This is a genomic window from Jannaschia aquimarina (assembly GCF_000877395.1).
GTDB lineage: Bacteria > Pseudomonadota > Alphaproteobacteria > Rhodobacterales > Rhodobacteraceae > Jannaschia > Jannaschia aquimarina.
This window is the reverse complement of sequence record NZ_JYFE01000002.1, coordinates 1-24,530: the sequence shown is the minus strand read 5'-3', so window position 1 is coordinate 24,530 and position 24,530 is coordinate 1. Positions and strand designations below refer to the sequence as shown.

The window sequence follows — 24,530 nt, the reverse complement described above, 5'->3', positions numbered from 1 at the left end:
GCCAACGCCGACTGCCCCAGAGGAGGCGCGACGGGAACGCGTCTGATGTGTCCGGGAGCTGCAATCCCGCCTCTCGAATGTCTCTCGCCAGGCTGAGGTCTCGCCGGGGTTGTGCCCGATCCGCCACGCCTGTTGCCCGTCTACATCAATTTGCGGCGCCTTGTCACGGAGATTTCGAGGTCGGTGATCTTCTTTCGCAGAGTATTCCTGTTGATGCCCATCAGATCGGCACAGCGGGCCTGATTGCCCCCCGTTGCGTCCAACGCGATCTCGATGAGCGGGCGCTCGATCTCGCGGAGGACGCGCTGATAGAGGCCCGGGGGCGGGAGCTGCCCCTCTTGCAGGTCGAAATAACGGCGCAGATGGCGGGCCACGGCCTCGGACAGGCCTTCGCCCGGGAGATCCTGGCGCGGACCCACCACGTCGGACGGCCCGAGGATCGAATCCACCTCGGCGACGGTGATCTCTTCAGCCGGAGAGGTGGCCACGAGGCGCCGGACCGCATTTTCGAGCTGACGGACATTGCCTGGCCAGGGATAGCTGCGAATGCGCGCCATGGCCGGATCGCCGAAGCGGCGCAGCGGCCCGCCCTCGCGTTCGGCGCGGGTCAGGAAATGCGAGGCCAAGAGCGGGATGTCGTCCACACGCTCGCGCAGGGAGGGCACGTCGAGCGTGGCCCCGGCGAGACGGTAGAACAGATCCGAGCGCATCCCGCCCTCGTCGCCGACGGACCGGCCGAGATCGCGCTGGGACGTGGCGAGGACGCGGGGGCCGTCGCCCTCTACTTGATCGAGCAAGCGGACCACGCGGGCCTGAGCGTCGGCGTCCAGATCCCCAACCTCATCGAAGAGGATGGTGCCGCCCTGGGCGCGTTTGACGAGGTCCGACGGGCCGTCGAACCCGGTCAGGTCGGCCCCGGTCGCGACCACGAAGGGCAGCGACCGGCGGTCGCCGAAATCGTGGATCGCGCGGGCGATCAGCGACTTGCCCGTCCCGCTCTCGCCCTGAATCAGGACCGGAAGGTCGGTATTCATGACCCGCGCCACGAGCCGATAGAGTGTCTGCATCCGGGGCGTCCGGCCGACGAGCGGGAGGTCGTCGCCTTCCTGCGGCGCGGCGTCCGGCTCGGACGGGGCGGACGGCGCGCGCCTGCGTTCGCTGAGCGCGCGCGCCGCGCGTTTCATCAGGTCCGGCAGATCGAAGGGTTTCGGCAGATAATCGTAGGCTTCGCGCTCGGCGGCCTGGATCGCGGTCATGATCGTGTTCTGCGCGGAGATCACGATGACGGGCATGTTGGGCCGCCGCTCCGTGATCTTGGGCAGCGTCTCGAGCCCGTTGCCATCGGGCATGACCACATCCGAGATGACCAAGTCGCCCTTGCCCTCTTCGACCCACCGCATGAGCGTCACGAGGCTGGCCGTCGCATGGACCTTGCAGCCGGCGCGCGTCAGCGCCTGCGTGAGGACCGTCCGAATGGTGCGATCGTCATCGGCGACGAGAATTGTGCCGTCCATGGGGCCTCCACTTGAAGTTCGAAATGCAAGTCATTGTTTTGCCTTAACCAGAGCCATGGGCAGCGAAACACGGAACGCGGTACGGCCCGGCTCGCTGTCGACGCCGATCCAGCCGTCGTGATCGGCCACGATCTTGGCCACCAACGCGAGACCGAGGCCGGTTCCATTCTCCCGCCCTGAAACGAAGGGCTGCCAGAGGGTGCGGGTGATATCGGGCGGTATGCCCGGCCCGTCATCGACGATTTCGATCTGGAGCGGCACGGGTCGGCCGGACCCGTCATCCTTTCGGGTCCGCATGCCGCCTTCGTAGAATGTCCGCAGGGTGATCGTGCCGCCCTGCTTGCCCGCCTGCGCCGCATTGCGGAGCAGGTTCAGGACGACCTGCAGAAGTTGATCCGAATCCGCCCAGGCATGGGGGAGCGACGGATCATACTGCTCTTTGATGGTCATGTGCGCCGCGAAGCCGACCATCGCCGACCGCCGCGCGCGGTCGAGAACGTCGTGCAGGTTGACAGCCCTGCGCTGCGGGGGCGAGACATTGCCGAATTGCTCCACCTGCTCCAGCAGCTTCACGATCCGGCGGGATTCGGTGACGATCAGATCGGTCAGCTCGCGATCCTCGGCCTCGAGGTTCATGCTCAGAAGCTGTGCGGCTCCGGTGATCCCGGCGAGGGGGTTCTTGATCTCGTGGGCCAGCATCTCGGCCATGCCGATCGCGGACCGGGCCGCGCTGCGGGTCGAGCGCTGCCGTTCCAGCCGATCGACGATCGTTTGCGGCGCGACGAGGATCAGGACGGCCTCCTCCCCGACCGGCGTGAAGTAGAGGTCGGCACGCTTGGCCGGGCCGCCATTGGCGTAGAGCATGGTATCATGCAGCGTCAGCGGCGTTCCGGCGCGGCGTGCGCGGGCCAGCGGCGCGTCGAGTCCGCCTTCTGGCCGAAGCAGCTTGACCACGTCGGCCCCCAGCAGCGCCTTTGCGGACCGGTTGGCGAAAAGCTCCATCGGGCCGTTGGCCTGCGCGATGCGGTCCTCGGCATCCACCACGAGGGCCGGGAGCGGCAATGCATTCCAGAGCGTATCGACCTCGATCATGCGGCGCGCGCTTCCGGCGATAATGCTTGCGAGAGCAATCCGGGGACGGCCTCAGGCGGCGCGGTGAGGACCTGCCGCCGGCTCGCCGCCGGCGTGCCTGCCGCGTCCATGTACCAGCCCAGATGCTTGCGCGCGACGCGAGCCCCCAGATCCCTGCCGTAGAACGACAGGATGGCCTCGTAGTGTTCGAGGGCGATATCGCAGAGGTTCCACGGCCGCACCGGATCCCGGCCGTCCGCGATCGCGCCGCAGGCCGAGGGCGCGCCGCAGGCCCCGCGCCCGACCATGACCCCTGCTGCCCCCGAAGCGGACAAAGCCTCCCGGGCCGAAGACAGATCGACGATATCGCCGTTGGCGAGCACGGGGATCGTCACCGCATCGACGATTCCGGCGATGGCGCTCCAATCCGCCCGGCCCTTGTAGAACTGGCATCTCGTGCGCCCGTGGATCGACAGCATGCGGATCCCGGCGGCCTCGGCCCGGCGGGCCAGCGCGGCCGTGTTCCGGCTGTCGTCGTCCCATCCGAGCCGCGTCTTCAGCGTGACGGGCACGGAGACGGCAGCGACCACCGCCTCGATCAGGGAGAGCGCATGATCGTGGTCGCGCAGAAGGGCGGAGCCGGACAGGCCGCCCGTCACCTTCTTGGCCGGGCACCCCATGTTGATGTCGATCATCCGCGCGCCGCGATCTTCGAGCAACCGGGCGGATTCGGCCATCCAGTAGGCTTCGCGCCCGGCGATCTGGACCGAGGTGCCTTCGACCCGCGCACCGATCTCTGCGCGGTCGCGGACGGAACGCTTGGCCTGAACCATCTCCCGGCTGGCCACCATTTCGGACACGACGAGGCCCGCGCCAAACGAGGTCACCAGATCGCGGAACGGCCGATCCGTGATGCCGGCCATCGGCGCCAGCGCGACCGGCGAGGTCAGGCCGAGCGCCTTGAGGCGGGGGTCGAGTGGCGCGAGTTCGGGCATCTGCTGAATTCCTGGGCGGGTGACTAGGGCATAGGGCGGCCGCGCATCGTCGGGGAGGCTCGCCGCGTCCTATCGAGTTCGCGGTCCAGTGTATGCACAAAAAACAGGCATTTGCAGTGCCGGCTGCCCGATCCGAGGTCGCCGTGCGGCCGTTGTCCTCTGCGCGGTCGCGGTCTAGGACCGTGGCGGAACCGCGGCAGGAGGACTCGAATGGATGTGCGTGTGGGCAACGGCTTCGACGTCCATCGGTTCGGACCGGGCGATCACGTAACCCTTTGCGGGGTGAGGATTCCCTTCGGGCGTGGCCTGCAGGGTCATTCGGATGCGGATGTCGGATTGCACGTCCTGTGCGACGCGATCTACGGCGCATTGGCCGAGGGCGATATCGGGCGCCACTTCCCCCCATCGGAGGCCGAGTGGAAGGATACCGACAGCGCCGTCTTCCTGCGCCATGCGGTCGGTCTGGCCGCAGAGCGGGGCTACCGTGTCAATGCGTTCGACTGCACCCTGATCTGCGAAGAGCCGAAGATCGGACCCCATGCCGACGCGATGCGGGAGCGGGTGGCGGAAATCTCTGGGGTTGCTGTCGACCGGATCAGCGTGAAGGCCACGACGACGGAGCGGCTGGGTTTCGCCGGACGAGCCGAAGGGATCGCGGCGCTGGCCACCGCGACGCTGATCGCATGAGCGCGCGAGCCATCGCCACATTGGGAGGGGTAGGTCTGTTGCGTCCCGCACCGGGCACTTGGGGCTCGCTGGCGGCGCTGCCGCTCGCATGGCTTGTCATGCAGGGTGGAGCGATTGTGTTCTCGCTGGCCTGCCTCGCGCTCGTGCCCCTCGGGCTCTGGGCGGTCGCCGCCGCCACGAAAGGGGCAGTCGATCATGATCCGTCCGAGATCGTGATCGACGAGGTCGCGGGACAGTGGATCGCGCTCTTGCCGGTCGCGTGGGGCGCGGCGGCGGCGGGCGTTCCGGTCGGGGCGCTGTGGCCGGGCTGGATCGCGGCCTTTGTCCTTTTTCGCCTGTTCGACGTGTTGAAGCCCGGGCCGGTCGGCTGGGCGGACCGTCGTGCAGACGCAGTTGGGGTGATGCTGGACGATTTGGTGGCCGGCTTGCTGGCCGCCGTGGGCGTTCTGATCCTGGCCGGTATGGCCCACACGCTATGACGCTGCTTGAGGATGCGACCCGCAAGGGCCTGACCATCGCCACCGCCGAAAGCTGCACCGGCGGCATGGTCGCGGCAGCGCTGTCAGACCCCGCGGGCGCGTCCGCGATGTTCCTCTGGGGCGTCGTGACCTATTCCAACGCGGCCAAGGTCGATCTTCTCGGCGTGCGGCCGGAAACGCTGGAGCGCGTTGGGGCGGTTTCCGAGGAGGTCGCGGAAGAAATGGCGCGAGGTGCGCGCGGGCGATCCGGAGCGGACATCGCGGTGGCGATCACCGGGATCGCCGGGCCGGGCGGATCGGACCACAAGCCCGAGGGCCGGGTCTGCTTCGGTCTGGCCACACGCGACGGGTGTACGAAGGAAACCGTCGAGTTCGGGGCTCTGGGGCGTGCGCTTGTCCGGGCGGCGGCGCGCGATCACGCGCTTTCGCTATTGAGCCGTGCCGTGACTTCGGCACAATAGGCCTGCAGGTCGCCGCACTCGACGGCGCCCCCGATGCGGCCCGCCGTCTCCTCTCCGACCAGCTTTCCAACCTTGGACCGGATCCGGCCGGACAACTCGTCCAAGGGCATGGGGTCAGCCAGATCGTGGGCCGCCACCGTGCCGTCGACATTCACGCGCGCGGCCGTGTCGGCGAGGCTATCGTCCGTCTCGACGCAGACCCGGTCGCGCATTGCCACGACCCCGGCATCCCGGGTCAGCGCATCGGAGAAGCTCTCCGGATCGGAGGTGTCGTGGCCGCTGGCGGCCAGGGCCAGCGCATGCCGATAGCTGAACTTCGCGCCCAGCCCGGTCGTGGGCGCGGGCTGATTGCAGACGGACAGCCAGCGCGGATGTGTCGTCACGACGATAGAGGACAGGTCGTCCGGTGAGAGGGATCTGTACGCTTCGAGCGCGGCATGGAGGCCGTGGCAGCAGGCGTGCAGCTTGTGACGGACCGCATGGAAGCGCGGGCCGGAGGGCGGGGTGGCCCCCTGCCCCGCATGGGTCGCCCCGTAGGATTCGATGGCTTCGGCCGGAGCCGTCGCGCCGGCAGCGCCCAGATGGGCGCAGTCTATCCCGGCCTGAGCGGCAAAACCTGCATTCAGGGGCTTTCCATCTGTGCCGAATTGCGCCTTCAGCCCGGCGGCCCGACTGGCACAGAGGGCGAGCGCGTTCGCTGTCGCAGACGTGTCCAATTCCATTGCGCGGGCTGCGGCCAAGGTCGCGCCGAACGCGCCAGCGGTCGCCGTCTGGTGAAAGCCCGCCGCGTAATGACCCCGCCCGAGCCAGACACCCATCCGGATCGCCGCCTCGGCCCCTGCGAGCGTGGCGCGTTCCAGCGTTGGCCAATCCCGCGCGACCGAGAGCGCCGCGGGCAGGACCACGGTCGTGACATGGCCGATATGGTCGAAATGCGTGTCGTCGTAATCGAGCGCATGGCCCGCCGTCGCCCAGAGCGCAGCCTCGGATGCAAGAGAGCGGGCTGCGATGGCCGATGGCTCCCGTCGACCGGCGAGCGCGCAGGCCGCCCAGTCCAGCATCGAGAGGCGCAGCATCGCCAGCCCTGCCGGATCGTCATCCGGAGCTGACAGAAGCGCGTTCAGGATCACGCCGCTCGCGCGCCGTAGAGATCCTTTGCCCGCCTCTCGAACGCGGCGACGACACGCTGCATGGCCTGGTTGAAAACGGTGCCGATGACGCGTTGCAAGATCGCGTTCCGGAACTCGAACTCGACCCAGAAATGCACCTTGCAGCCGCCTTCCGGCCGATCCTCGAACGTCCATTCGGATTGGAGATGGCGGAACGGTCCGTCGATATACTCGGTCTCGATGCGTTTCTGTTCGGGCCACAGCACGACACGGCTGCCGAAACGCTCCCGGAAGACCTTGAACGAGATCACCAGATCCGCCTCCATGACCTCGTGGTCGCCCTTGTCCTCGCGTGTGCGGATACGGGCGGCGGCGGTCCAGGGGAGGAACTTCGGATACTGCTCAACGTCGGCGACCAGATCGTACATCTGTTGCGCGGTATACGGCAGTTCCCGGCTTTCGGAATGTCGCGGCATGTAGGGCTCCTGCGGTCAGGTCGCGGGGACAACGCAGGGGGTAGCCGATCGGGTCCGCCCGGAAAAGACCGGCCGGACCCGTTTCGCTTGTATCAGGCCATCCGTGCGTTGCGCAGCTGGCGCAACTCGGATGCCGAGAGGGTCAGGATCGGCCGGCCCTCCAGATCGTAGCGCAGACCCGCAGCATGACGCGCCAGCGGGAAGAGCACCGCGAGAAGAGCCGTCGCGCCGGTCGCGACCTGGATGCCCCAGGTGACCTGCTCGACCGTCAGGCTCAGGACTTCCGGCGGTAGCGCGAAGAGCGATGTCAGCACCGACAGTGCGGCCACCGGCCAGAGCACCGCGGCGGCGTTGACGATCGCGATGCCGAAGAGGACGACGACGACCGCTTTGGTGACGCCCTGAACCGGTGTGCGCGGCTGGCGGATGAAGACCGGCAGGAAGAGCGGCATCAGGACCAGGACGCCGACCGCGCCGTAAGCATAGAGCGCGACCTCGGGCGGTTGTCCGAAGCTGAGCGCCTGAACCAATCCGCCCTCGCCCTGCTGGATCAGAACATAGAGGCAGTAGGCGATCAGGCAGGACATCAGGCCGGCGGCGCGCAGGGCAAGCCAATCGGCGAGGACGTAGAGCTTGTAGACCGGACCGGCGAGCAGCCGCTTGGAGATCATGCGCGGCCCGGACTGCGGCTCGGGCACGGCGATGAGCGCAAGCGCCGTCAGCAGGATCGGCGTGGCGAGGATCAGGGCCTGCTCGACCGAGAATGTCACGAAGCCCGGCACGAGCTGCTGCATCAGGAGCTGCGCCTGCGGAAGCGCGGCGAAGTTCACCTGGAGCGCCGCCCATGGGACGACGGCGGCCAGGAAGATCGACGGGACGATATCCCGCACACGGCTCGGACGGCCCAGGATCCGGGGGACGCGTGGCTGAAGCGCCAGGATCGCGGCGAGGATCAGCGGCACCGCCGCCAGGGCCGTTTCCCTCGGGATGGCGCGCCAATCGCTCCAATCGGCGACGGTCTGCGACATTTGCCAGAGCGTGAACAGGCACAGGAGTCCCGCGAGGCGGATCAGAACGATGTGCAGAAATGCGATGATACGGCGCATTCTAATCTCCAAGACAGACAATCTTCCTGAATATGCAGGCGAAATCGGGCACCGGCTGGGCCGGATTGTTTCCGATATATCAGTGTTCCATCCTCGCCGAGCGGATAGAGCGCAGATCGTCGTCCGAGTACCGAAGAACCTTGCGCCCCTGGTGGTCCAGTTCGGGGATGCCCGAGAGCTGCCGGAAGAACGCGATCACGACCGTCGAGAGGACCGCGATTCCCGCGACGGACTTGAAGAGTTTCGGCAGGGTGGCGTGCAGGACGCCCCTATAATCGCGATGCACATGCAGGTCGATCAGCGTCGTGAAAGCCGGAAGGATCAACAGCGCGAGGCCCAGCAGGACAGCCGCCTTGAGCCCCCCACCCACGACCGAACGCGGCCGGACGAGGCTGCGCGGCAGCAGGAAGGCCAGGATCAGCGCCATGCCCCAGCCAGCATAGACGTACTTCATTGTCTGGGGCGCGATGCCGTAAAGGATCGGGGCGAGCGGCTCCATGTAGTCGACAGGCTGGATGTGGATCATCCAGGCCATGCCCAGCAGGCAAAGACCGAAGATCTTCATGATCGTCCAGTCGGCGACGATATACATCTTCATCGCAAAACCGATATCCGGCAGCGCGTCGCCACGCTGGCGCGGTTTGGACCCCGTCGGAACGGCGGGAAGTTCCTCGTGCTGGTCGATCAGGATCTTCGTTTCCTGATCGGGATTTCTGAGTTCGGTGGGGATGGCCGCCTTCGCATCGTCCTGGACGTCGGCGTAGAAGTTCAGGCCCGCCAGAGTTACTAGCGTCACCGTCACGACGAGGCCGATCGCAAAGCCGCTCTCCGCCAGCAGGGAGGCGATGACGTTCGGCCAGCGCAGGCCGACGACCGGCATCAGGTGGTAAAGCGCCAAGCCCAGTGCGCCGAAGATCGCGACCTTGATCGGCAACATGATCACGGTCGGGTGGAAGATCGGCGATGTCCGGCGAATGGGGAGGGGCGCTGCCAGAACGGTCAGCGCCGCGAGCGCCAGCAGGAGGCCGAGCATCGGGACCTCGGGCAGAAAGAACGCCGCGGCGGGCCAGCCGGTCAGCCGCCAGAAGGTGACCGTGCCCACCAGTCCGATCAGGACCGCCGCGGAAAGCCGTAGCACCAATGCTTCGGCCACGAGCGTGGGCCGGACCGGATCGGCGATCATGCGGAGCTCTGGCGGCAGGTCCGGGTCCTCTTCCTCCTCCGGATCCGTCTGGGGGCGGACGATCGCGAAGAAGCCGGAGACCGGCAGGAGGAGCGAACACGTGTAGAGCGCCAGCAGAGCGGGGGAGATCACGACCGCCATGACGACATCGTCCAGCCTGTCTCGCATGAGCCACGCGCCTGCGGACGGGCCGATGACGAGCAGCCCCAGAAGAAGGATCGCGCCGACGACGCCGAAAATGCCGGCCGGCCGAGAGAGGACGGGCGGCGACAGGGCCGGGACCGCGAGAAAGAGCGCGGGCACCAGCAGGAGCACCACGGTCATCGCGCCGAATGGAAGAAGGACACCGTTCAGCGTGGAGACGCACAGGATGATGATCGCGGCGAAGATCTGGCCCCATCCCAGACTCCGGACGATGAAGCGATACACGCCTCCACTTCTGAACATGCCACGCTCCGGCAGATGGTAACCTGCCTTACTATGGCCCCCGGAACGGGGCGAAAGCGTGGCGCTCTAGCGATAAAGCAGCGACGTTCCGTCCTGGAAGATGTGGACCTTTGCCGGATCGGCGGTCAGCTTGACCGTGTTGCCGCGCATCCCCGGATGGATGCCGGGCAGTTTCGCGATGACCGGATCGTTCTGCCCTGCCCCGCGCTCGAAATAGAGCAGCGTCACCTCGCCGAGACGCTCCTCGACCTCGACCTTGCCGGAGAAGGCGAAATCCTCGCTGTCCGTCGCGACCGCGTCCTCGGGACGGATGCCGACCTTGACCTGCGCACCCTGATCCTCGGGCCGGGAAGGTACGTTCGATGTGATCGTGCCGGCGCCCAGCCGGGTGCGGAGCGTCGTCGTCTCTCCGGTGGCGACGATCTCTCCTTCGAGGAGGTTCATCGCCGGGGAGCCGATGAAGCGGGCGACGAACTCGCTGTTGGGGGTCTCGTAAAGCTCCAGTGGCGTGCCGACCTGTGCGATGGAATACTTGTAGCCGTTGTCCTTGAGCGCATCGAGAACCACGATCCGGCTGGCGAGCGTCATCGCTTCGACCTGGTCGTGGGTCACGTAGATCATGGTCGAATCCGGCATCTGCTCCTTGAGTTGCGCGATCTCGATTCGGGTGGCGACACGCAGGGCGGCATCGAGGTTCGAGAGCGGCTCGTCGAAGAGGTAGACCTTCGGGTCACGCACGATCGAGCGGCCGATGGCGACCCGCTGACGCTGACCGCCGGACAGGGCCTTGGGCAACCGATCGAGATATTCCGTCAGTTGCAGCTTGTCGGCGGCGGCGCGGACTGCGCGGTCGATCTCTTCCTTCGACTTCTTCGCGATCTGGAGGGCGAAGGCCATGTTGTCGTAGACCGTCATGTGGGGATAGAGCGCGTAGCTCTGGAACACCATGGCGATGCCGCGCTCGGAGGGCGGGACGTCGTTGACGACCATCCCGTCGATTTCGAGCGTGCCGCCCGAGATCTGCTCCAGACCGGCGATCATCCGCAGAAGCGTCGACTTCCCGCAGCCCGAAGGACCGACGAAGACGATCAGCTCTCCGGTCTCGATGTCCAGGTCGATGTCCTTGAGCACCTCGACCTGGCCACCATAGACCTTTGCAACATCCTTCAGCTTCAGGTTCGCCATGGTCGTTCCTCCCTCTTAGATCGCCCGCAGCATCGTGTATCCCCACGGGCCGAGACTGATGCCTCCGCTTCCGCGCGCGGGGTCCTCCGCCCCGATGCCGGGTATCAGTTCCCACCGCCCTTCGGGGCGATGAACGGTCACGTAGTCGCCGCCCAGATTGAAAGCACAGAAGATCCGGTCGCTCTCGAGCCGGCGGGTGAAGGTCAGCACGTCGCCATGCGCCTCCAGATCGTCCTGCGCTCCCTCCTGCAGGACTTTCCAGTTGCGGCGCATCGCGATGACGGCACGGTAATGGTGCAGCATCGCACCGGGCCGGTTTTCCTGGGACCGGACCGAGTTGCCCAGATGCTCCGGCGCGACAGGTAACCAGGGCTTGCCGCCGGAGAAGCCGCCATTGATGTTGTCCGACTCCCAGACCATCGGGGTGCGGCAACCGTCGCGGCCGACGAATTCCGGCCAGAAACGAATGCCGTAGGGATCGCGCAGATCCTCGTAGGCCAACCGTGCCTCGCTGAGCCCGAGCTCCTCGCCTTGGTAGAGACAGACCGATCCGCGCAGCGCATGGACCATCGTGGCGAAGCATTTCGCGCCATGTTCGTCCAGGTTCCACCGAGTGACGTGGCGCGTGACATCGTGGTTGGAAAGGGCCCAGCACGCCCAACCGTCGGGTGCGTGCTGCTCCAATTGTTGGTACGTCTCGACGATGCTTGCGGCCGTCAGCCGGTCGCCTTGCAGGAAGTCGAAGGCATAGCACATCTGCACGCCCTGCCCGTCCCGCGTGTATTCGCCGAGCAGTTCCATTCCGCGCTGGGCGTCGCCCACCTCGCCGACGGCGCAGGCCCCGTATTCGTCTAGAAGGTCGCGGAACCGCTTCAGGAAGACCAGGTTTTCGGGCTGGTTCTTCGAGTGAATGTGATCCTGATAGTTGTACGGATTCACCGACGGTGCAATCTTGGCGTTCCGGCGCTCGGGCGCGAGCGCGGGATTATCGCGCAGATCCTTGTCCGCGAAGTAGAAATTGATCGTATCCAGGCGGAACCCGTCCACCCCCCGGTCGAGCCAGAACCGCGTCACGTCGAGCAGCGCCTCCTGTACGGGCTCGTGATGGAGGTTCAGGTCGGGCTGCGTGGTCAGAAAGTTATGCAGATAATACTGCTGACGGCGCGCGTCCCATTCCCAGCCCGCGCCGCCGAAGATGGACAGCCAGTTGTTCGGGGGCGTGCCGTCGGGCTTGGGGTCTGCCCAGACATACCAATCCGCCATCGGATTGCTGCGGGAGCACCGGCTCTCCTGGAACCAGGGATGCTCGTCCGAGGTATGAGAGAGGACGAGGTCGATCATGACCCGAACGCCAAGCTTGTGTGCAGACGCGACGAGCCGGTCGAAATCGTCCAGCGTGCCGAACATCTGATCGACGTCGCAATAGTCGCTGACGTCGTAGCCGTAATCCTTCATCGGCGATGTGAAGAAGGGACTGATCCAGATCGCGTCCACGCCCAGGCTGGCCACGTAGGGCAGCCTGGAGGTGATGCCGTTCAGATCTCCGATCCCGTCGCCGGTCGTGTCCTGATAGCTTCGGGGATAGATCTGGTAGATGACGCCGCCGCGCCACCAGTCGATGTTGTGCTGCGCGAAAGGCAGCAATTCGGCCGTCGCCGTCATCGTGGATTTCCTGCTATTTCACCGAGCCGGCCAGCAGACCGCGCACCAGGTATCGTTGCATCGTGAAGAAGACGAGAAGTGGCACCGCGATAGACACGAAGGCGGCGGATGCCAAGATGCCCCAATCCCCGCCGCGCGAGCCCAGCAGGTCGTCGGCGATCTTGCGCGTCATCACCATGGCCTGGTCCCCGTCGGGCAGGAAAACCTTGGCGACCAGCAAGTCATTCCAGGTCCACAGGAATTGGAAGATCGCAAAACTCGCGAGCGCCGGGAAGGACAGGGGAAGCACGATCTTGGTGAAGACCTGGAAATCGGTCGCACCGTCGACTTTTGCGCTCTCGATGATGTCACGAGGCAACCCGACCATGTAATTTCGCAACAGGTAGATGGCGAGCGGCAGCCCGAACCCGGTATGCGCCATCCAGACGCCGAGGAAACTTCGCCCGATTCCCCATTCGGTGTGCAACCTCAGCAGCGGCACGAGCGCCAGTTGGAGCGGCACGACCAGCAAACCCACGACGAGCGCGATGAGCAGACCCCGCATCGGGAATTGCATCCAGGCGAGCGCGTAGGCCGCGAAGGCCGCGATCAGGATCGGGATAATCGTCGCCGGTATCGTCACCGTCAGCGTGTTGATGAAGGCCTGCGCCATCCCGCCTGCGCCCAAGACCGTCTCGTAGTTCTCGAGCGTGAATTCGGGTGGCGTCTCGGCTGTGAAGTAGATCCGTTGGCCCCGCCTGCCCGGTTCTTCGGGCGTGCGGAACTCGTAGTCGCCGTTCTCGGCGATGCTCAGGCTCTCTCCATCGCCCAGATCGGCAACGGTCCCGACCGTGAATTCGCCGGGCGCGATCGACCGGACACCGAAGGCCGACAAAGTGCCGGTCGCCTCGGATTCTTCGAAGACGTTGCCGGTGACGACGAAGATGTCGCCCTCGGGTGTCGCCTCGGTCGAGGTTCGCGCGCGATAGGCCTGTTCGGCCGAGAACGGCGCGAGCCACCAGCCCGAGGCACTGATCTGGTCGCGGTCTCGGAAGGACGAGACCAGAAGACCCACCGTAGGAATGATCCAAAGCAGGACAAGGAAGATCACCGAAAGGTTCACGGCCCAGTTCAGCGAAGACTTCCGGCCAGCGATATTATCCATTTCTCATGCTCCTCTGGTCGCGGACCGGTTCAGCGCATTTCCTTGCGGGCCTGGATGATGTTCCAGACCATGACGGGCGTGACGATCAGCATGATCACGAAGGCGACCGCCGTCGCCCGGCCGTCGTCGCGGAACATGAACTCGAACATGTAGCTTGGCAGGATCTGGGTGCCGAAATTGCCCCCGGTCATCGTGTAGACGATATCGAACACCTTCAGCACGAGGATCGTGATCGTCGTCCAGACGACGACGATGGTCCCCATGATCTGCGGCACCTTGATCTTGAAGAACACCTGCAACGGGCTCGCCCCGTCGACGATGGCGGCCTCGACCGTTTCCTCCGGGATGCCCCGCAGCGCGGCCGACAGGATTACCATGGCAAAGCCGGTCTGGATCCAGATCAGGATGAACATCAGGAAGAAATTGTTCCAGAACGAGACCTGAAGCGGGTCGACAGAGTCCGCCCCGAACACCCATTCCCGGAAGGCGTTGACGATGCCGATATCTGCGTCGTTGGCATAGACGAATTTCCAGATCAGCGAAGCACCGACGAAGCTGATTGCCATCGGCATGAAGATGAGGGACTTGGCGATGTTCCCCCAAGACAGCCGGTCGGTGAGCTGCGCCGCGACCAGCCCGAAGAAGGTCGAGCCGGCGGGCACGACGAGGGCCCAGAGGATGTTGTTGAAGACGGCCTGCTGGAACTCGCTGTCCTGCATCAGCCAGGCGTAGTTCCCGAAGCCGATGAACGTGTCGCCCGACCGGTCGTAGAGCGACCGGATGAAGCTGCCGACGACCGGATAGGCGAGGTAGAGGCCCAATGCGGCAAAGGCCGGAAAGATGAAGAGCCAGGGCCGCACCATGTTGGCCCGGTTGATGTTCTTGCCCGCATTCGCCCCCTTGGCCGGGAAGATGACCTTGTCGAGGACGATGTTGGACGCCCAGAAATATCCGATACAGCCGCCGACGCCGAGAACGATCGTCAGGACGCCCTGCAGGATCGGACTGTTGCCCAGCATCCCTCGGACATCGGGCAGCAGCAGCGCGATCGCGGCGACCAGCAGCAGCCCTCCGATCAGCCATATGACGGCCTGACCCTGGATGAAGCTGGCCCCTTGGGTGTCTTCCTGAACAGCCATCTCGCCCCTCCCCGGCTTCGATGATGGAGCCGGCATTTACGCCGGTTCCGTCCTCCTCTTGCGACGACGGGGGCACGTCGAACGCGCCCCCGTCAAGGAAATTAGGTCCGTTTCGGCACGATTTGCGCGTCCGAGGCGATCCTCACTGGATCGCTTCCCAGCGCTCCTGGATAGCGGCGCCCACGGCCTCCGCATCCTCGCCGGTCACGTAATCGACCATACCGGTCCAGAACGCGCCCGCACCGATCTCGCCGGGCATCAGGTCCGATCCGTCGAAACGGAAGGTCGTCGCGTTGGTCAGGATCTCGTTGAGCGCCCGCTGGGTGTCCGTCGGGAACACGTCGGGGTTGACCTCGGTGTAGGGCGTCAGGAACCCCGACTGCGCCATCCAGAGCTCATGCGCGATGGGCGTCTGCAGGAAGTCGAGGAACGCGGCGGTCACGTCGCTCTCTTCGGTGCGGACGAACAGCGTGCCGGCGCCCAGAACGGGCTGGCCCAGATCCTCGCCCTCGTAGGCCGGGAAGTAGAAGAAATCGACGTCCAGACCCAGTTCGGTGCCTTCCGGGAAGAAGGTCGGGATGAAGGTCGCCTGCTTGTGCATGTAGCATTGCGGCGGCACCTCGAAGAGCCCGCCGGGGCTGTCGCGGAAGTCGGTCGAGGCCACGGCCTCGGCCCCGCCGCTGACGTAATCGTCGTTGCGGGCGAAGTAGCCGAATTCCTCGATGGCGTTGACCACCTCGGGGCTGTCGAAGGGCAGCTCGTTGGCAACCCATGCGTCGTAGGTCTCGGGCGGCTGCGTGCGCAGCATCATGTCCTCGACCCAGTCGGTCGCGGGCCAGCCGGTCGCTGCGCCCGAACCCAGGCCGATGCACCAGGGCGTGCCGCCATCGGCGACGATCTGGTCGGTCAGCTCCTTGAGGGCCTCCAGCGTCTCGGGCACCTCGTACCCGGCCTCCTCGAAGGCTTCGGGAACGTACCAGACCAGCGATTTCACGTCGATCTTGTAGGGGAAGCCATACATCGTATCGTCGACGGTCCCGAGGCTGACCCAGCTTTCACCGGCAGCGTAGTTCTCACGCAGCCAGTCGCCGGTGCCGTCGGGCAGCGCGACCAGATTACCCTGGCGGGCCATGTCGGCCATGAGACCGGGCTGGGGGAAGACGGCCATCTGCGGCGGGTTGCCGGCTTCGGCCGCGATGACGAAATCGCTCTCGAAGCTGTCGGAGCCGGAATATTCCACCTCGGCGCCGGTCGCCTCTTCGAAATAGGCGATGACGCTGTCCACCAGGTCCTTGTCTTGGCCGGTCCACGGCCCGGTGATGCTGAGCGACTGGCCGCTCAGATCATACTGCTCGGCAAAGCTGTTGTAGCTGTCCCAGTTGAAGTCGCCCTCGCCGGGCGCGAAGGCGAGGTGGCCGCCGGCATTGGCAACGCCGGCCAACAGCACGGCCATCGCCGTGGTGGACGCAAGATGCTTCATCATTTCCTCCCAGGCGGCCGTATCGACCGCATGTCTCTTTCGGTGCCGGTTTTTCCAAACCGTTTTGACACGACCTGCTTCCGACAGGAAAATACGAAAGTCAACGGGCGGAAGACGCTGCAGCGCGGCGACGAAAAGCCTTGCCAGCAGGGCCCGCGGGCTGGCACCCCTCGCCCATCCAAAGCGTTTCGGACAAGGAGGGGGCGGACGCGTGACGCTCAAGGAACTGGCAGGCCTTCTGGGTTTGTCGCCCACGACCGTCAGCCGGGCTCTGGGCGGATACCCGGAAGTCTCCGAAGAGACGCGGCGCGCCGTGCGCGAAGCTGCCGCCGCCCACGGATACCGCCCGAACCGGCGCGCTGCCGCCTTGGCTTCGGGCCGCGCCATGGCGATCGGGCATGTGATCACGACCTCCGAGACCGACGAGTTGGTCAATCCCGTCTTTGCCGATTTCCTGGCCGGGGCCGGCGAAGTCTATGCGGCCGCCGGCTATGACATGCTGATGTCCGTAGTCCCGGAAGACCGAGAGGACGCGGCCTATGCGCAGATGATCTCGGCGCGCTCGGTCGACGGGGTGATCCTCCACGGGCCCCGGCCGGGGGATCCACGCGTCGGATTGCTGCAGGAGGCGGGCCTTCCGTTCGTGGTGCATGGGCGCGCGCCCGAAACCGGGTCCCATGATTTCGTGGATGTCGCGAACACCCGCGCGTTCCGGACTGCCACGGATCACCTGCTCGATCTCGGCCATAGCCGCATCGCGCTCGTGAACGGGCCGGAAGCGTTCGACTTCGCATCCCGGCGCAGACGCGGATGGACAGAGGCGCTGGAGGCACGGCACCTGGCAGCCGACCTGGTCCGGGATGGCCCGATGTCCGAGGGAAACGGCTATGCTTTCGCCCGGCAGATGCTTCGCGACGGCGCGACCGCCTTCGCGGTGGCATCGCATCTCATGGCACTCGGCGTGCGCCGCGCCGTACAGGAGGCCGGTCTCACCCTTGGAGACGACGTCTCGGTCGTGATGTTCGACGATGAGCTCTCGTATCTGCGCAATGACGGCGATCCGCCGCCCTTTACCGCGATCCGGTCCAGCGTGCGTGCCGCCGGTCGCCGCTGCGCCGAGGTCCTGCTGGCGCGGGTCGCCGGCCCGGATGGAGCATTGATCGGGGAAGTCTGGGATTGCGATCTCGTTCTGGGCGCGTCCAGCGGCCCCTCTCGCAACTCATCGCGCCGAAAGACCTCCGCATGACCGACATCGACCTCGCCCTGACCCGCCGCGACTTTCCGCCGGGTTTCCTCTTTGCGACCGCCACCTCGGCTTACCAGATCGAAGGTCATTCCTTCGGCGGCGCCGGGCGAACCCATTGGGACGATTTCGCCGCCACGCCCGGCAAGGTCGTGCGGGGTGAGAACGGGGCCGTCGCCTGTGACCATTACCATCGCTGGCCGGAAGATCTCGACCTGATCGCAGAGGCCGGACTCGACGCCTATCGGTTCTCGATCTCCTGGGCGCGGGTCATGCCGGACGGACTCACCGCGAACCCAGAGGGTCTGGATTTCTACGACCAGCTCCTCGACGGAATGCTGTCCCGCGGCATCAAGCCTATCGCGACCCTCTATCACTGGGAACTCCCGTCGACGCTGGCGAAGCGGGGCGGCTGGACGTCCCGTGAGACGCCGGAACGATTCGCCGACTTCACCGACGCGGTCGCGGCCCGGTTCGGCGATCGCCTTCATGCCGTCGCCCCCATCAACGAACCATGGTGCGTGGGGTGGCTGTCGCATTTCCTCGGCCATCATGCGCCTGGTCTGACCGATCTGCGCGCCGCCGTGCGCGCCATGCACCATGTCGCCCTGGCGCATGGTCTGTCCGTTCAGCGCCTGCGCGCCGCCGGCGTCGCGAATGTGGGTGCAACCAACAACTTCGAATACTCCCTGCCCGCCAGCGAAACCGAGGCCGACCAAGCGGCCGCCCGCCTCTATGACGGGATCTATAACCGCTGGTTCGTTCAGGCGATGACCCAAGCCACCTATCCCGACGACGTGCTCGAGGGGTTCGCGCCCCACATGCCGGAGCGCTGGCAGGACGATATGGCGACGATCGCGCAGCCGCTCGATTGGTTCGGGATCAACTACTATACCTGCAAGCGCATCGCGCAGGGCCCTGGCGCATGGCCCGACCTTCGGGAACGCAACGGCCCCCTGCCGAAGACCCAGATGGAATGGGAGATCAATCCGGACGGACTGGCGCATTTTCTGCACTGGCTCCCGGCCGAGTATACGGGCGAGACCCCGCTGATCGTGACCGAGAACGGCATGGCGAACCCCGACCGCCCGGATCGGGCGGATACCGAACGGATCGCCTACCTGAATGCTCATCTGGAGGTTTGCCGGAAGGCCATCGCCGACGGCGTGCCGCTGCGCGGCTACACGATCTGGTCGCTTCTGGATAATTACGAGTGGGCGCTTGGCTACGAGAAGCGCTTCGGTCTCGTCCATGTGGACTTCGAGAGCCTCCTCCGCACGCCCAAGGCCAGCTACCACGCTCTTGCCCGCGCCCTGACCCCCGGCTAGGACCCCGCCATCATGAGCGACGACCCCCTCTTTCTCGTGGCCGATGTCGGCGGCACGAACACCCGCGTCGCGATGGCCCGGCGTGGCAAGGTGCTGCCAGAGACGGTCCGGCGCTTCCGCAACCGGGACTTCGCCAACCTCGCCCCGGTCCTGCGACGCTACCGCGAAGAACAGGGTGGCGCGACACCGGTCGGCGCCTGTGTCGCGGTGGCCGGCCCCGTGGCCGATGGGGTGGCGGAATTGACCAATCTGGATTGGTCCATAGATCCCGACCGCCTCAAGCAGGCGACCGGTGCGCAGGCGGGCGCGATCCTGAACGACCTTCAGGCGCAGGGATACGCACTCGGCCACCTTCCCGCCGACAGCCTTCGGGAGGTGATCCACGGGGAACGATCCTCCGGCGCGACCCGGTTGGTCGTGGGCGTCGGCACGGGTTTCAACGCCGCCCCGGTCCACATCACGCCCACCGGGCGCTACGTCCCGCCATCGGAGTCGGGCCATGCCAACCTGCCGATCCGAACCGAGGCCGAGTTCCGCCTCTGCCAGTTCGTCTCCACGACCCACGGGTTTCCTGCCGTCGAGGACGTGCTGTCGGGCCGCGGGCTGGAACAGGTCTATCGCTGGCTTTCTTCCGAAGCGGGCGAACACCATGAATATCTCGCCGCCGAGATCATGTCCCGGGTCGAGACCGACCCCCGCGCGCATGAGGCGATCCGCATCTTCATCAAGATTCTGGGGACCGTCGCGGGTAACCTGTCGCTGATCCACCTGCCCTTCGGCGGCGTCTTTCTGGTGGGCGGCGTTGCCCGCGCCATGGGCCCGCACCTCGCAACGACGGGCTTCGCCGATGCTTTCCGCGACAAGGGTCGCTTCGCCGGCTTCATGGGCAACTTCTCGGTCAGCCTGATCGAAGACGATTATGCCGCCCTGACCGGCTGTGCCGCCCACCTGACGGAACTGGCCGTTGGCACCTGAAGGTCGGCCCGCAAGATGCTGATCTTTTTCAGATCATGCTGTCTGGCAGCTCTTCCTTGCGCGTTGCGACATAGGCGTCCAGTGCCTCACGTACGGCCGGATCCATCGCCGGGGGTTCATAGGCAGCAAGCAGCTTCTTCACCCGCGCGGAGGCGAGCGCCCGCGTGTCACGCCCGCCTTCCTCGGCCCATGTCTCGTATGGCTTGTAGTCGAACAGTTCCGATCGCCAGAACGCGTCCTTGAATCGCGCCTGCGTATGAGCGGCGCCCAGGTAATGCCCCCCCGGCCCGACTTCGCGGATCGCGTCCAGCACTTCCGCGTCGGCGACGACACCGCGCGCCATCTTGTGCAGCGCGCCCAACTGATCGGCATCCATCACGAACTTCTCGAAATCCGCGACCAGGCCGCCTTCCAGCCAGCCGCAGGCATGCAGCATGAAGTTGACACCGGCCAGCAACGCCCCGTTCAGCGTGTTGGCCGTCTCGTAGGCGGCCTGCGCGTCGGGCAGTTTGGACCCGCAGAAGCTGCCGCCCGATCGGTAGGGCAACCCCATCCGGCGCGCCAACTGTCCCGCCCCGTAGGTGATCTGTGCCGCTTCGGGCGTTCCGAAGGTTGGCGCCCCGGACCCCATGTCGATCGACGTGACGAAGGCGCCAAAGATCACAGGCGCACCCGGTCGGACGAGCTGGGAATAGGCCACCCCCGCCATCACCTCGGCCAGCACCTGGACGAGCGTGCCCGCCACCGTGACCGGCGCCATCGCCCCGCCCACGATGAAGGGCGAGACGATGCAGGCCTGCCCGGCTTTGGCATACACCTCCAACGCGCCCATCATCGTCGCGTCGAAGGTCAGCGGCGAGTTGATGTTCACGAGGTTCGTCAGCGCGCAGCGTCCGTCCAGCCCGCCGAAGAGAATGTCGGCGAAAGCGACCGAGTCGGCCGCCCGGCTGGGTTCGGTCACCGAGCCCATGAAAGGTTTGTCGGTCAGCGTGGCGTGGGCCATCAGCATGTCGAGATGACGCTTGCTGACGGGGATATCCGTCGGCTCGCAGACGGTGCCGCCGGAATGGTGCAGCCATTTCGACATGTGCCCCAGTTTCACGAAGGTCTCGAAATCGCCCATCGTCGCATAGCGCCGCCCACCCTCGTCGCGCACGAACGGGGGGCCGTAGACGGGGGCAAGCACCAGATTGCGACCGCCGATCTCGACCGACTTGGCGGGGTTTCGGGCGATCTGGGTAAAGGAGGACGGCGCCGTCGCGCACAGCGTCCGCGCCAGCCCGCGCGGCAAGCGGACGATCTCTCCCTCGACCTCGGCGCCCGCTTCGCGCCAAAGCGCCAGCGCGGCCGGGTTTTCGACGAAAGCGACGCCAATCTCTGCCAGAACGGTCTCGGCCTGCTCCTCGATGGTCGACAGCGCCTCTTCGTCCAGAAGCTCGAAATCCGGAATGGCTCGGGTGATGACCCCCGCTGTTTCGATGTTCAGCGTCCCGCGTTCCGCGCGCCGAGCGGCCCCGCCGCCTCCACGCCGTCTCCGTGCCTGCTCCGCCATTGCCGTCTCCTGCGCCTCGCCTCGGATCGGGAATAGCGCGCCTGCCTGTCCGCCGGAGGCACGGTTTGCGTCGCGCCGCGTCCAATCCCGACATCCTCGGCGGCGCAGGCCGGTCAAGTGTCTGCGACCCGGCCCCTACCGCTCCGGTTCGCGATCGCCTCGCCCGTGGCAGGGACCTTCACGATCCGGGGGGGCCCGGCGAGCCGGCAGCCCTTGCGCGCCGTCCCGGCCTTGCCTACGGCACAGGGTCATGGACCATGCCGCCGCGACCCCCGATCCCGCCCTCCACCAGCGCCTCCTGATCGTCGATTTCGGAAGTCAGGTGACCCAACTCATCGCCCGCCGCCTGCGCGAGCTGAACGTCTATTGCGAGATCCACCCGTTCCAGAATGTCACGCGGGATTTCCTGTCCGATTTCGCCCCGCGCGCGGTCATCCTGTCAGGCGGCCCCGCCTCGGTCCCGGATGACGGGTCGCCACGCCCCCCGGCCGAGATCTTCGATCTGGGCGTCCCCGTCCTCGGTATCTGCTACGGACAGCAGGTTATGCAGCACATGCTCGGCGGAGAAGTGAAGCGCGGCGAAGGCACCGCAGAGTTCGGCCGCGCCTACGTCACGCCCAAGGCGAAGCTCGAGCTGCTGGAGGGGTGGTTCGACGGGCTGGAGGCGACGGGGCGCGAGCAGGTCTGGATGTCCCACGGCGACCATGTCAGCCGCCTCGCCCCGGGCTTCGAGGTCTATGGCACATCGCCGAACGCGCCTTATGCCATCACCGCCGACACCGAGCGCCACTTCTACGCGGTCCAGTTCCACCCGGAGGTGCACCATACCCCCAAAGGCGCCCGCCTCTACGAGAACTTCGTCCGCCTTGCGGGCTTCTCGGGCGACTGGACCATGGGCGCGTACCGCGAGCAGGCCATCGCCGCCATCCGCGAACAGGTGGGTGATGCCAAGGTGATCTGCGGTCTCTCCGGCGGTGTCGACAGCTCCGTCGCCGCCGTGCTGATCCATGAGGCCATCGGCGACCAGCTTACCTGTGTCTTCGTCGACCACGGCCTGCTGCGGCAGGGCGAGGCCGAAGAGGTCGTGACCATGTTCCGCGATCACTACAACATGCCCCTGATCCATGCCGACGAGCAGGACCTGTTCCTGTCCGCGCTCGAAGGCGTGTCCGACCCGGAGACCAAGCGTAAGACGATCGGCCGGCTCTTCATCGACGTGTTCCAGAAACACGCCGGAGAGGTCGGTGGCGCCGAGTTCCTCGCCCAAGGCACGCTCTACCCGGACGTGATCGAGTCGGTGAGCTTCAGTGGCGGCCCCTCGGTCACGATCAAATCGCATCACAATGTAGGCGGGCTGCCCGAAAAGATGGGCCTCAAGCTGGTCGAACCCCTGCGGGAGCTTTTCAAGGACGAGGTCCGCGCCTTGGGCCGTGAACTCGGTCTGCCGCGCAGCTTCATCGGCCGTCACCCCTTCCCCGGCCCCGGCCTCGCCATCCGCTGCCCCGGAGAGATCACACGCGAGAAGCTGGCCATCCTGCGAAAAGCGGATGCCGTCTATATCGACCAGATCCGGCGCCATGGCCTCTACGACGAGATCTGGCAGGCCTTCGTCGCGATCCTTCCCGTGAGGACCGTGGGCGTCATGGGCGACGGCCGGACCTACGACTACGCCTGCGCCCTGCGTGCGGTGACCAGCGTCGACGGGATGACCGCCGACTATTATCCGTTCACGCACGAGTTTCTAGGCGAGACCGCGACCCGCATCATCAACGAGGTCAAGGGCATCAACCGAGTGACCTACGACATCACGTCGAAACCGCCCGGCACGATCGAGTGGGAATGACGGAACATGGCGGCCTCCAATGGCCAGGCATGGTGCCTTTTCCGCCCGCCGAGTTTGGGGCGAATACTTAAGGCATGAGTGACGGTGTCCGTTACGGCGCTTGCACCGATGTGACCGCCTGGCCCGTATTTGAATCAAGTCCGCAGGATACGCAGCTTCGTTGAATGGGCAGATCATGTTACCCCTCATCCGATGATTATCGTCTCGAGGGGTACGAGGCCCATGTTTGCACCAGCCGAAAGCCACAACGATGCGCGGGTGCGGATGCATCGCAGTGCGCCCGGCTAGAGTGAGGATGGACGACATGGCCGCATCCGATGCAGGCAAAGCCTACTCCGCCCTCTGCGAGAATCTGGCACGGGAGGCCGATACTCTTCGGAAGTCCTTGGCCAGCCTGGAGACTGCCATCGTCACGATGCCGGATGATTTCGTCACAACGTCCTTGATTGACAAGACGCAGGCTCTCGATCGTGCGGATCAGACCCTCCGTGACCTCTCCCGGATCCTTCGTCGCCTCGGGGACGCTGGGCCGGCTTTCCCGATCGACGTCTACTCGAACATCGATCAGGAAGCCTTGCGCAGGCGTTTGAGCGGAAGCGATACGCCCCTGACAAATCTGCCTGCTGGTGGCGTCGAAATCTTCTAGCTGGATTTTCGCACTTTGTGTTTACGTGGCCGTCGCGTGAATATTATCACTGTTCCTTTGTCTGAATGAAGTTGTCCCACATTTCCGGACAGTTTTGCAGCGTTTCTAAGGTGTATCGGGTTTAGGTTTCATGCTGCTTTCTGCTCTTTCAAGCCGGACCAATATGTGTCGTCGGGCGTTTGCCGATCAAGCGCGGAATTGGGGTCGCGCGGCGTTGTAGAAGGCCATCCAGTTCTTGACGACCCTTTGGGCCTGGAAGCCGTCAATGCTCTCTTCCAGATGGATCGCCTCCTGCTTCAATGATCGCCACGAACGCTCAATGAAGATATTGTCCAGGTGACCTGCTCCCCTGAAACGTCCTCGATTTGAGGTTAGGCTGTTCTCCAACTGAGGAGACAGGAGATGAAGAGAAGCCGTTTCAGCGAAGCGCAGATCATTGGCATCCTGAAGGAGCATGCAGCGGGCATGAGCACGCCGGACCTGTGCCGCAAGCATGGGATCAGCGATGCGACCTTCTACAACTGGCGCCGCAAGTACGGCGGCATGGAGGTCGCCGATGCGAAGCGGCTGAAGGCACTGGAAGCTGAGAATGCGAAGCTGAAGAAGATGCTGGCCGAGCAGATGATGGATGTGGCCACGCTGAAAGAGATGCCTGGAAAAAACTTCTGAGGCCCGGTTCGAGGAGGAATGCCGTGGACTGGGCCATGACGGAGAAGAGCTGCTCACAGCGGCGGGCCTGTGCCCTGGCCGGCATAGATCCGCGTGTCTGTCGGCGCAGATCCAAGCGTCCGGCCGACACCGAACT

Annotated in this window: 20 protein-coding genes and 2 pseudogenes; 9 read left to right on the top strand and 13 right to left on the bottom strand. The window is 65.6% G+C overall.

Translation table 11 applies throughout. The annotated features are described in order from the left end of the window. Positions 1-140 precede the first annotated feature (140 nt). Genes jaqu_RS00265 through dusB form a run of 3 tightly spaced genes read right to left on the bottom strand, consistent with a single transcriptional unit; the run spans position 141 to position 3,580 of the window. Positions 141-1,514 carry a sigma-54-dependent Fis family transcriptional regulator gene (locus jaqu_RS00265; RefSeq protein WP_043916925.1) on the bottom strand — a complete coding sequence of 458 codons (1,374 nt, stop codon included), beginning with the start codon at positions 1,512-1,514 and terminating at the stop codon, positions 141-143. 30 nt (positions 1,515-1,544) lie between these two features. Continuing rightward, positions 1,545-2,606, bottom strand: a complete 1,062-nt coding sequence (locus jaqu_RS00260) for a two-component system sensor histidine kinase NtrB (protein WP_043916924.1) — start codon at positions 2,604-2,606, stop codon at positions 1,545-1,547. Then, positions 2,603-3,580, bottom strand: coding sequence for a tRNA dihydrouridine synthase DusB (gene dusB / locus jaqu_RS00255; protein ID WP_043916923.1), 978 nt, complete (start codon positions 3,578-3,580; stop codon positions 2,603-2,605). Before dusB ends, jaqu_RS00260 begins: the two co-directional genes overlap by 4 nt. Before the next feature lie 210 nt (positions 3,581-3,790). Between dusB and ispF the strand changes: the two are divergent. From ispF to jaqu_RS00240, 3 genes and pseudogenes are all read left to right on the top strand, one after another. Continuing rightward, positions 3,791-4,267, top strand: a pseudogene (gene ispF, locus jaqu_RS00250) (2-C-methyl-D-erythritol 2,4-cyclodiphosphate synthase); the annotation flags it as partial. Then, positions 4,264-4,746: a phosphatidylglycerophosphatase A family protein gene (locus jaqu_RS00245; RefSeq protein ID WP_043916921.1), complete on the top strand. Its 483-nt coding sequence runs from the start codon at positions 4,264-4,266 to the stop codon at positions 4,744-4,746. The pseudogene ispF and the gene jaqu_RS00245, both read left to right, overlap by 4 nt. Next, positions 4,743-5,207 (top strand): CinA family protein, encoded by a 465-nt coding sequence (locus jaqu_RS00240; protein WP_043916920.1) that lies wholly within the window; start codon positions 4,743-4,745, stop codon positions 5,205-5,207. Before jaqu_RS00245 ends, jaqu_RS00240 begins: the two co-directional genes overlap by 4 nt. Here jaqu_RS00240 and jaqu_RS00235 read toward each other — a convergent pair. From jaqu_RS00235 to jaqu_RS00195, 9 genes are all read right to left on the bottom strand, one after another. Next, positions 5,162-6,337 (bottom strand): MmgE/PrpD family protein, encoded by a 1,176-nt coding sequence (locus jaqu_RS00235; protein ID WP_052500672.1) that lies wholly within the window; start codon positions 6,335-6,337, stop codon positions 5,162-5,164. The two genes, jaqu_RS00240 and jaqu_RS00235, sit on opposite strands and share 46 nt — an antisense overlap. Then, positions 6,334-6,792, bottom strand: coding sequence for a type II toxin-antitoxin system RatA family toxin (locus tag jaqu_RS00230; protein ID WP_043916919.1), 459 nt, complete (start codon positions 6,790-6,792; stop codon positions 6,334-6,336). The genes jaqu_RS00235 and jaqu_RS00230 overlap by 4 nt, the downstream gene beginning before the upstream one ends. 92 nt (positions 6,793-6,884) lie before the next feature. Next, the gene (locus jaqu_RS00225) at positions 6,885-7,898 is read right to left on the bottom strand and encodes a hypothetical protein (RefSeq protein ID WP_043916918.1); all 1,014 of its coding nucleotides are present in this window, start codon (positions 7,896-7,898) and stop codon (positions 6,885-6,887) included. Between the two features lie 79 nt (positions 7,899-7,977). Next, on the bottom strand, positions 7,978-9,528 hold the full coding sequence (locus tag jaqu_RS00220) for a hypothetical protein (protein ID WP_043916917.1): 1,551 nt from the start codon (positions 9,526-9,528) through the stop codon (positions 7,978-7,980). A 66-nt stretch (positions 9,529-9,594) separates the two neighbouring features. After that, positions 9,595-10,713: an ABC transporter ATP-binding protein gene (locus tag jaqu_RS00215; RefSeq protein WP_043916916.1), complete on the bottom strand. Its 1,119-nt coding sequence runs from the start codon at positions 10,711-10,713 to the stop codon at positions 9,595-9,597. A 15-nt stretch (positions 10,714-10,728) separates the two neighbouring features. Then, positions 10,729-12,375, bottom strand: a complete 1,647-nt coding sequence (locus jaqu_RS00210) for an alpha-glucosidase (RefSeq protein ID WP_043916915.1) — start codon at positions 12,373-12,375, stop codon at positions 10,729-10,731. A 13-nt stretch (positions 12,376-12,388) separates the two neighbouring features. Continuing rightward, positions 12,389-13,519 (bottom strand): carbohydrate ABC transporter permease, encoded by a 1,131-nt coding sequence (locus tag jaqu_RS00205; RefSeq protein ID WP_043916914.1) that lies wholly within the window; start codon positions 13,517-13,519, stop codon positions 12,389-12,391. A 29-nt stretch (positions 13,520-13,548) separates the two neighbouring features. Further along, the gene (locus jaqu_RS00200; protein WP_043916933.1) at positions 13,549-14,538 is read right to left on the bottom strand and encodes a carbohydrate ABC transporter permease; all 990 of its coding nucleotides are present in this window, start codon (positions 14,536-14,538) and stop codon (positions 13,549-13,551) included. Between the two features lie 262 nt (positions 14,539-14,800). Next, positions 14,801-16,141 (bottom strand): ABC transporter substrate-binding protein, encoded by a 1,341-nt coding sequence (locus tag jaqu_RS00195; protein ID WP_043916913.1) that lies wholly within the window; start codon positions 16,139-16,141, stop codon positions 14,801-14,803. Positions 16,142-16,349: 208 nt separating this feature from the next. Between jaqu_RS00195 and jaqu_RS00190 the strand changes: the two genes are divergently transcribed. The 3 genes from jaqu_RS00190 to jaqu_RS00180 are packed head-to-tail and all read left to right on the top strand — an operon-like array spanning position 16,350 to position 19,684. Beyond that, the gene (locus tag jaqu_RS00190) at positions 16,350-17,384 is read left to right on the top strand and encodes a substrate-binding domain-containing protein (protein WP_043916912.1); all 1,035 of its coding nucleotides are present in this window, start codon (positions 16,350-16,352) and stop codon (positions 17,382-17,384) included. After that, complete coding sequence (locus jaqu_RS00185; protein ID WP_043916911.1) at positions 17,381-18,709, top strand: GH1 family beta-glucosidase; 1,329 nt, start codon at positions 17,381-17,383, stop codon at positions 18,707-18,709. The genes jaqu_RS00190 and jaqu_RS00185 overlap by 4 nt, the downstream gene beginning before the upstream one ends. A gap of 12 nt (positions 18,710-18,721) precedes the next feature. Beyond that, entirely contained in the window at positions 18,722-19,684 is a 963-nt protein-coding gene (locus tag jaqu_RS00180) for a glucokinase (RefSeq protein ID WP_043916910.1), read from the top strand. 28 nt (positions 19,685-19,712) lie between these two features. Here jaqu_RS00180 and jaqu_RS00175 read toward each other — a convergent pair whose 3' ends face one another. Then, positions 19,713-21,236, bottom strand: coding sequence for a trimethylamine methyltransferase family protein (locus tag jaqu_RS00175; protein WP_043916909.1), 1,524 nt, complete (start codon positions 21,234-21,236; stop codon positions 19,713-19,715). Between the two features lie 250 nt (positions 21,237-21,486). On the opposite strand from jaqu_RS00175, the gene guaA reads away from it, so the two are divergent. The 3 genes and pseudogenes from guaA to jaqu_RS00160 form a co-directional block, all read left to right on the top strand. After that, positions 21,487-23,079 (top strand): glutamine-hydrolyzing GMP synthase, encoded by a 1,593-nt coding sequence (gene guaA / locus jaqu_RS00170; RefSeq protein ID WP_043916908.1) that lies wholly within the window; start codon positions 21,487-21,489, stop codon positions 23,077-23,079. A gap of 295 nt (positions 23,080-23,374) precedes the next feature. Further along, positions 23,375-23,725: a hypothetical protein gene (locus tag jaqu_RS00165; protein ID WP_043916907.1), complete on the top strand. Its 351-nt coding sequence runs from the start codon at positions 23,375-23,377 to the stop codon at positions 23,723-23,725. A gap of 402 nt (positions 23,726-24,127) precedes the next feature. Beyond that, a pseudogene (locus tag jaqu_RS00160) lies at positions 24,128-24,530 on the top strand (transposase); the annotation flags it as partial.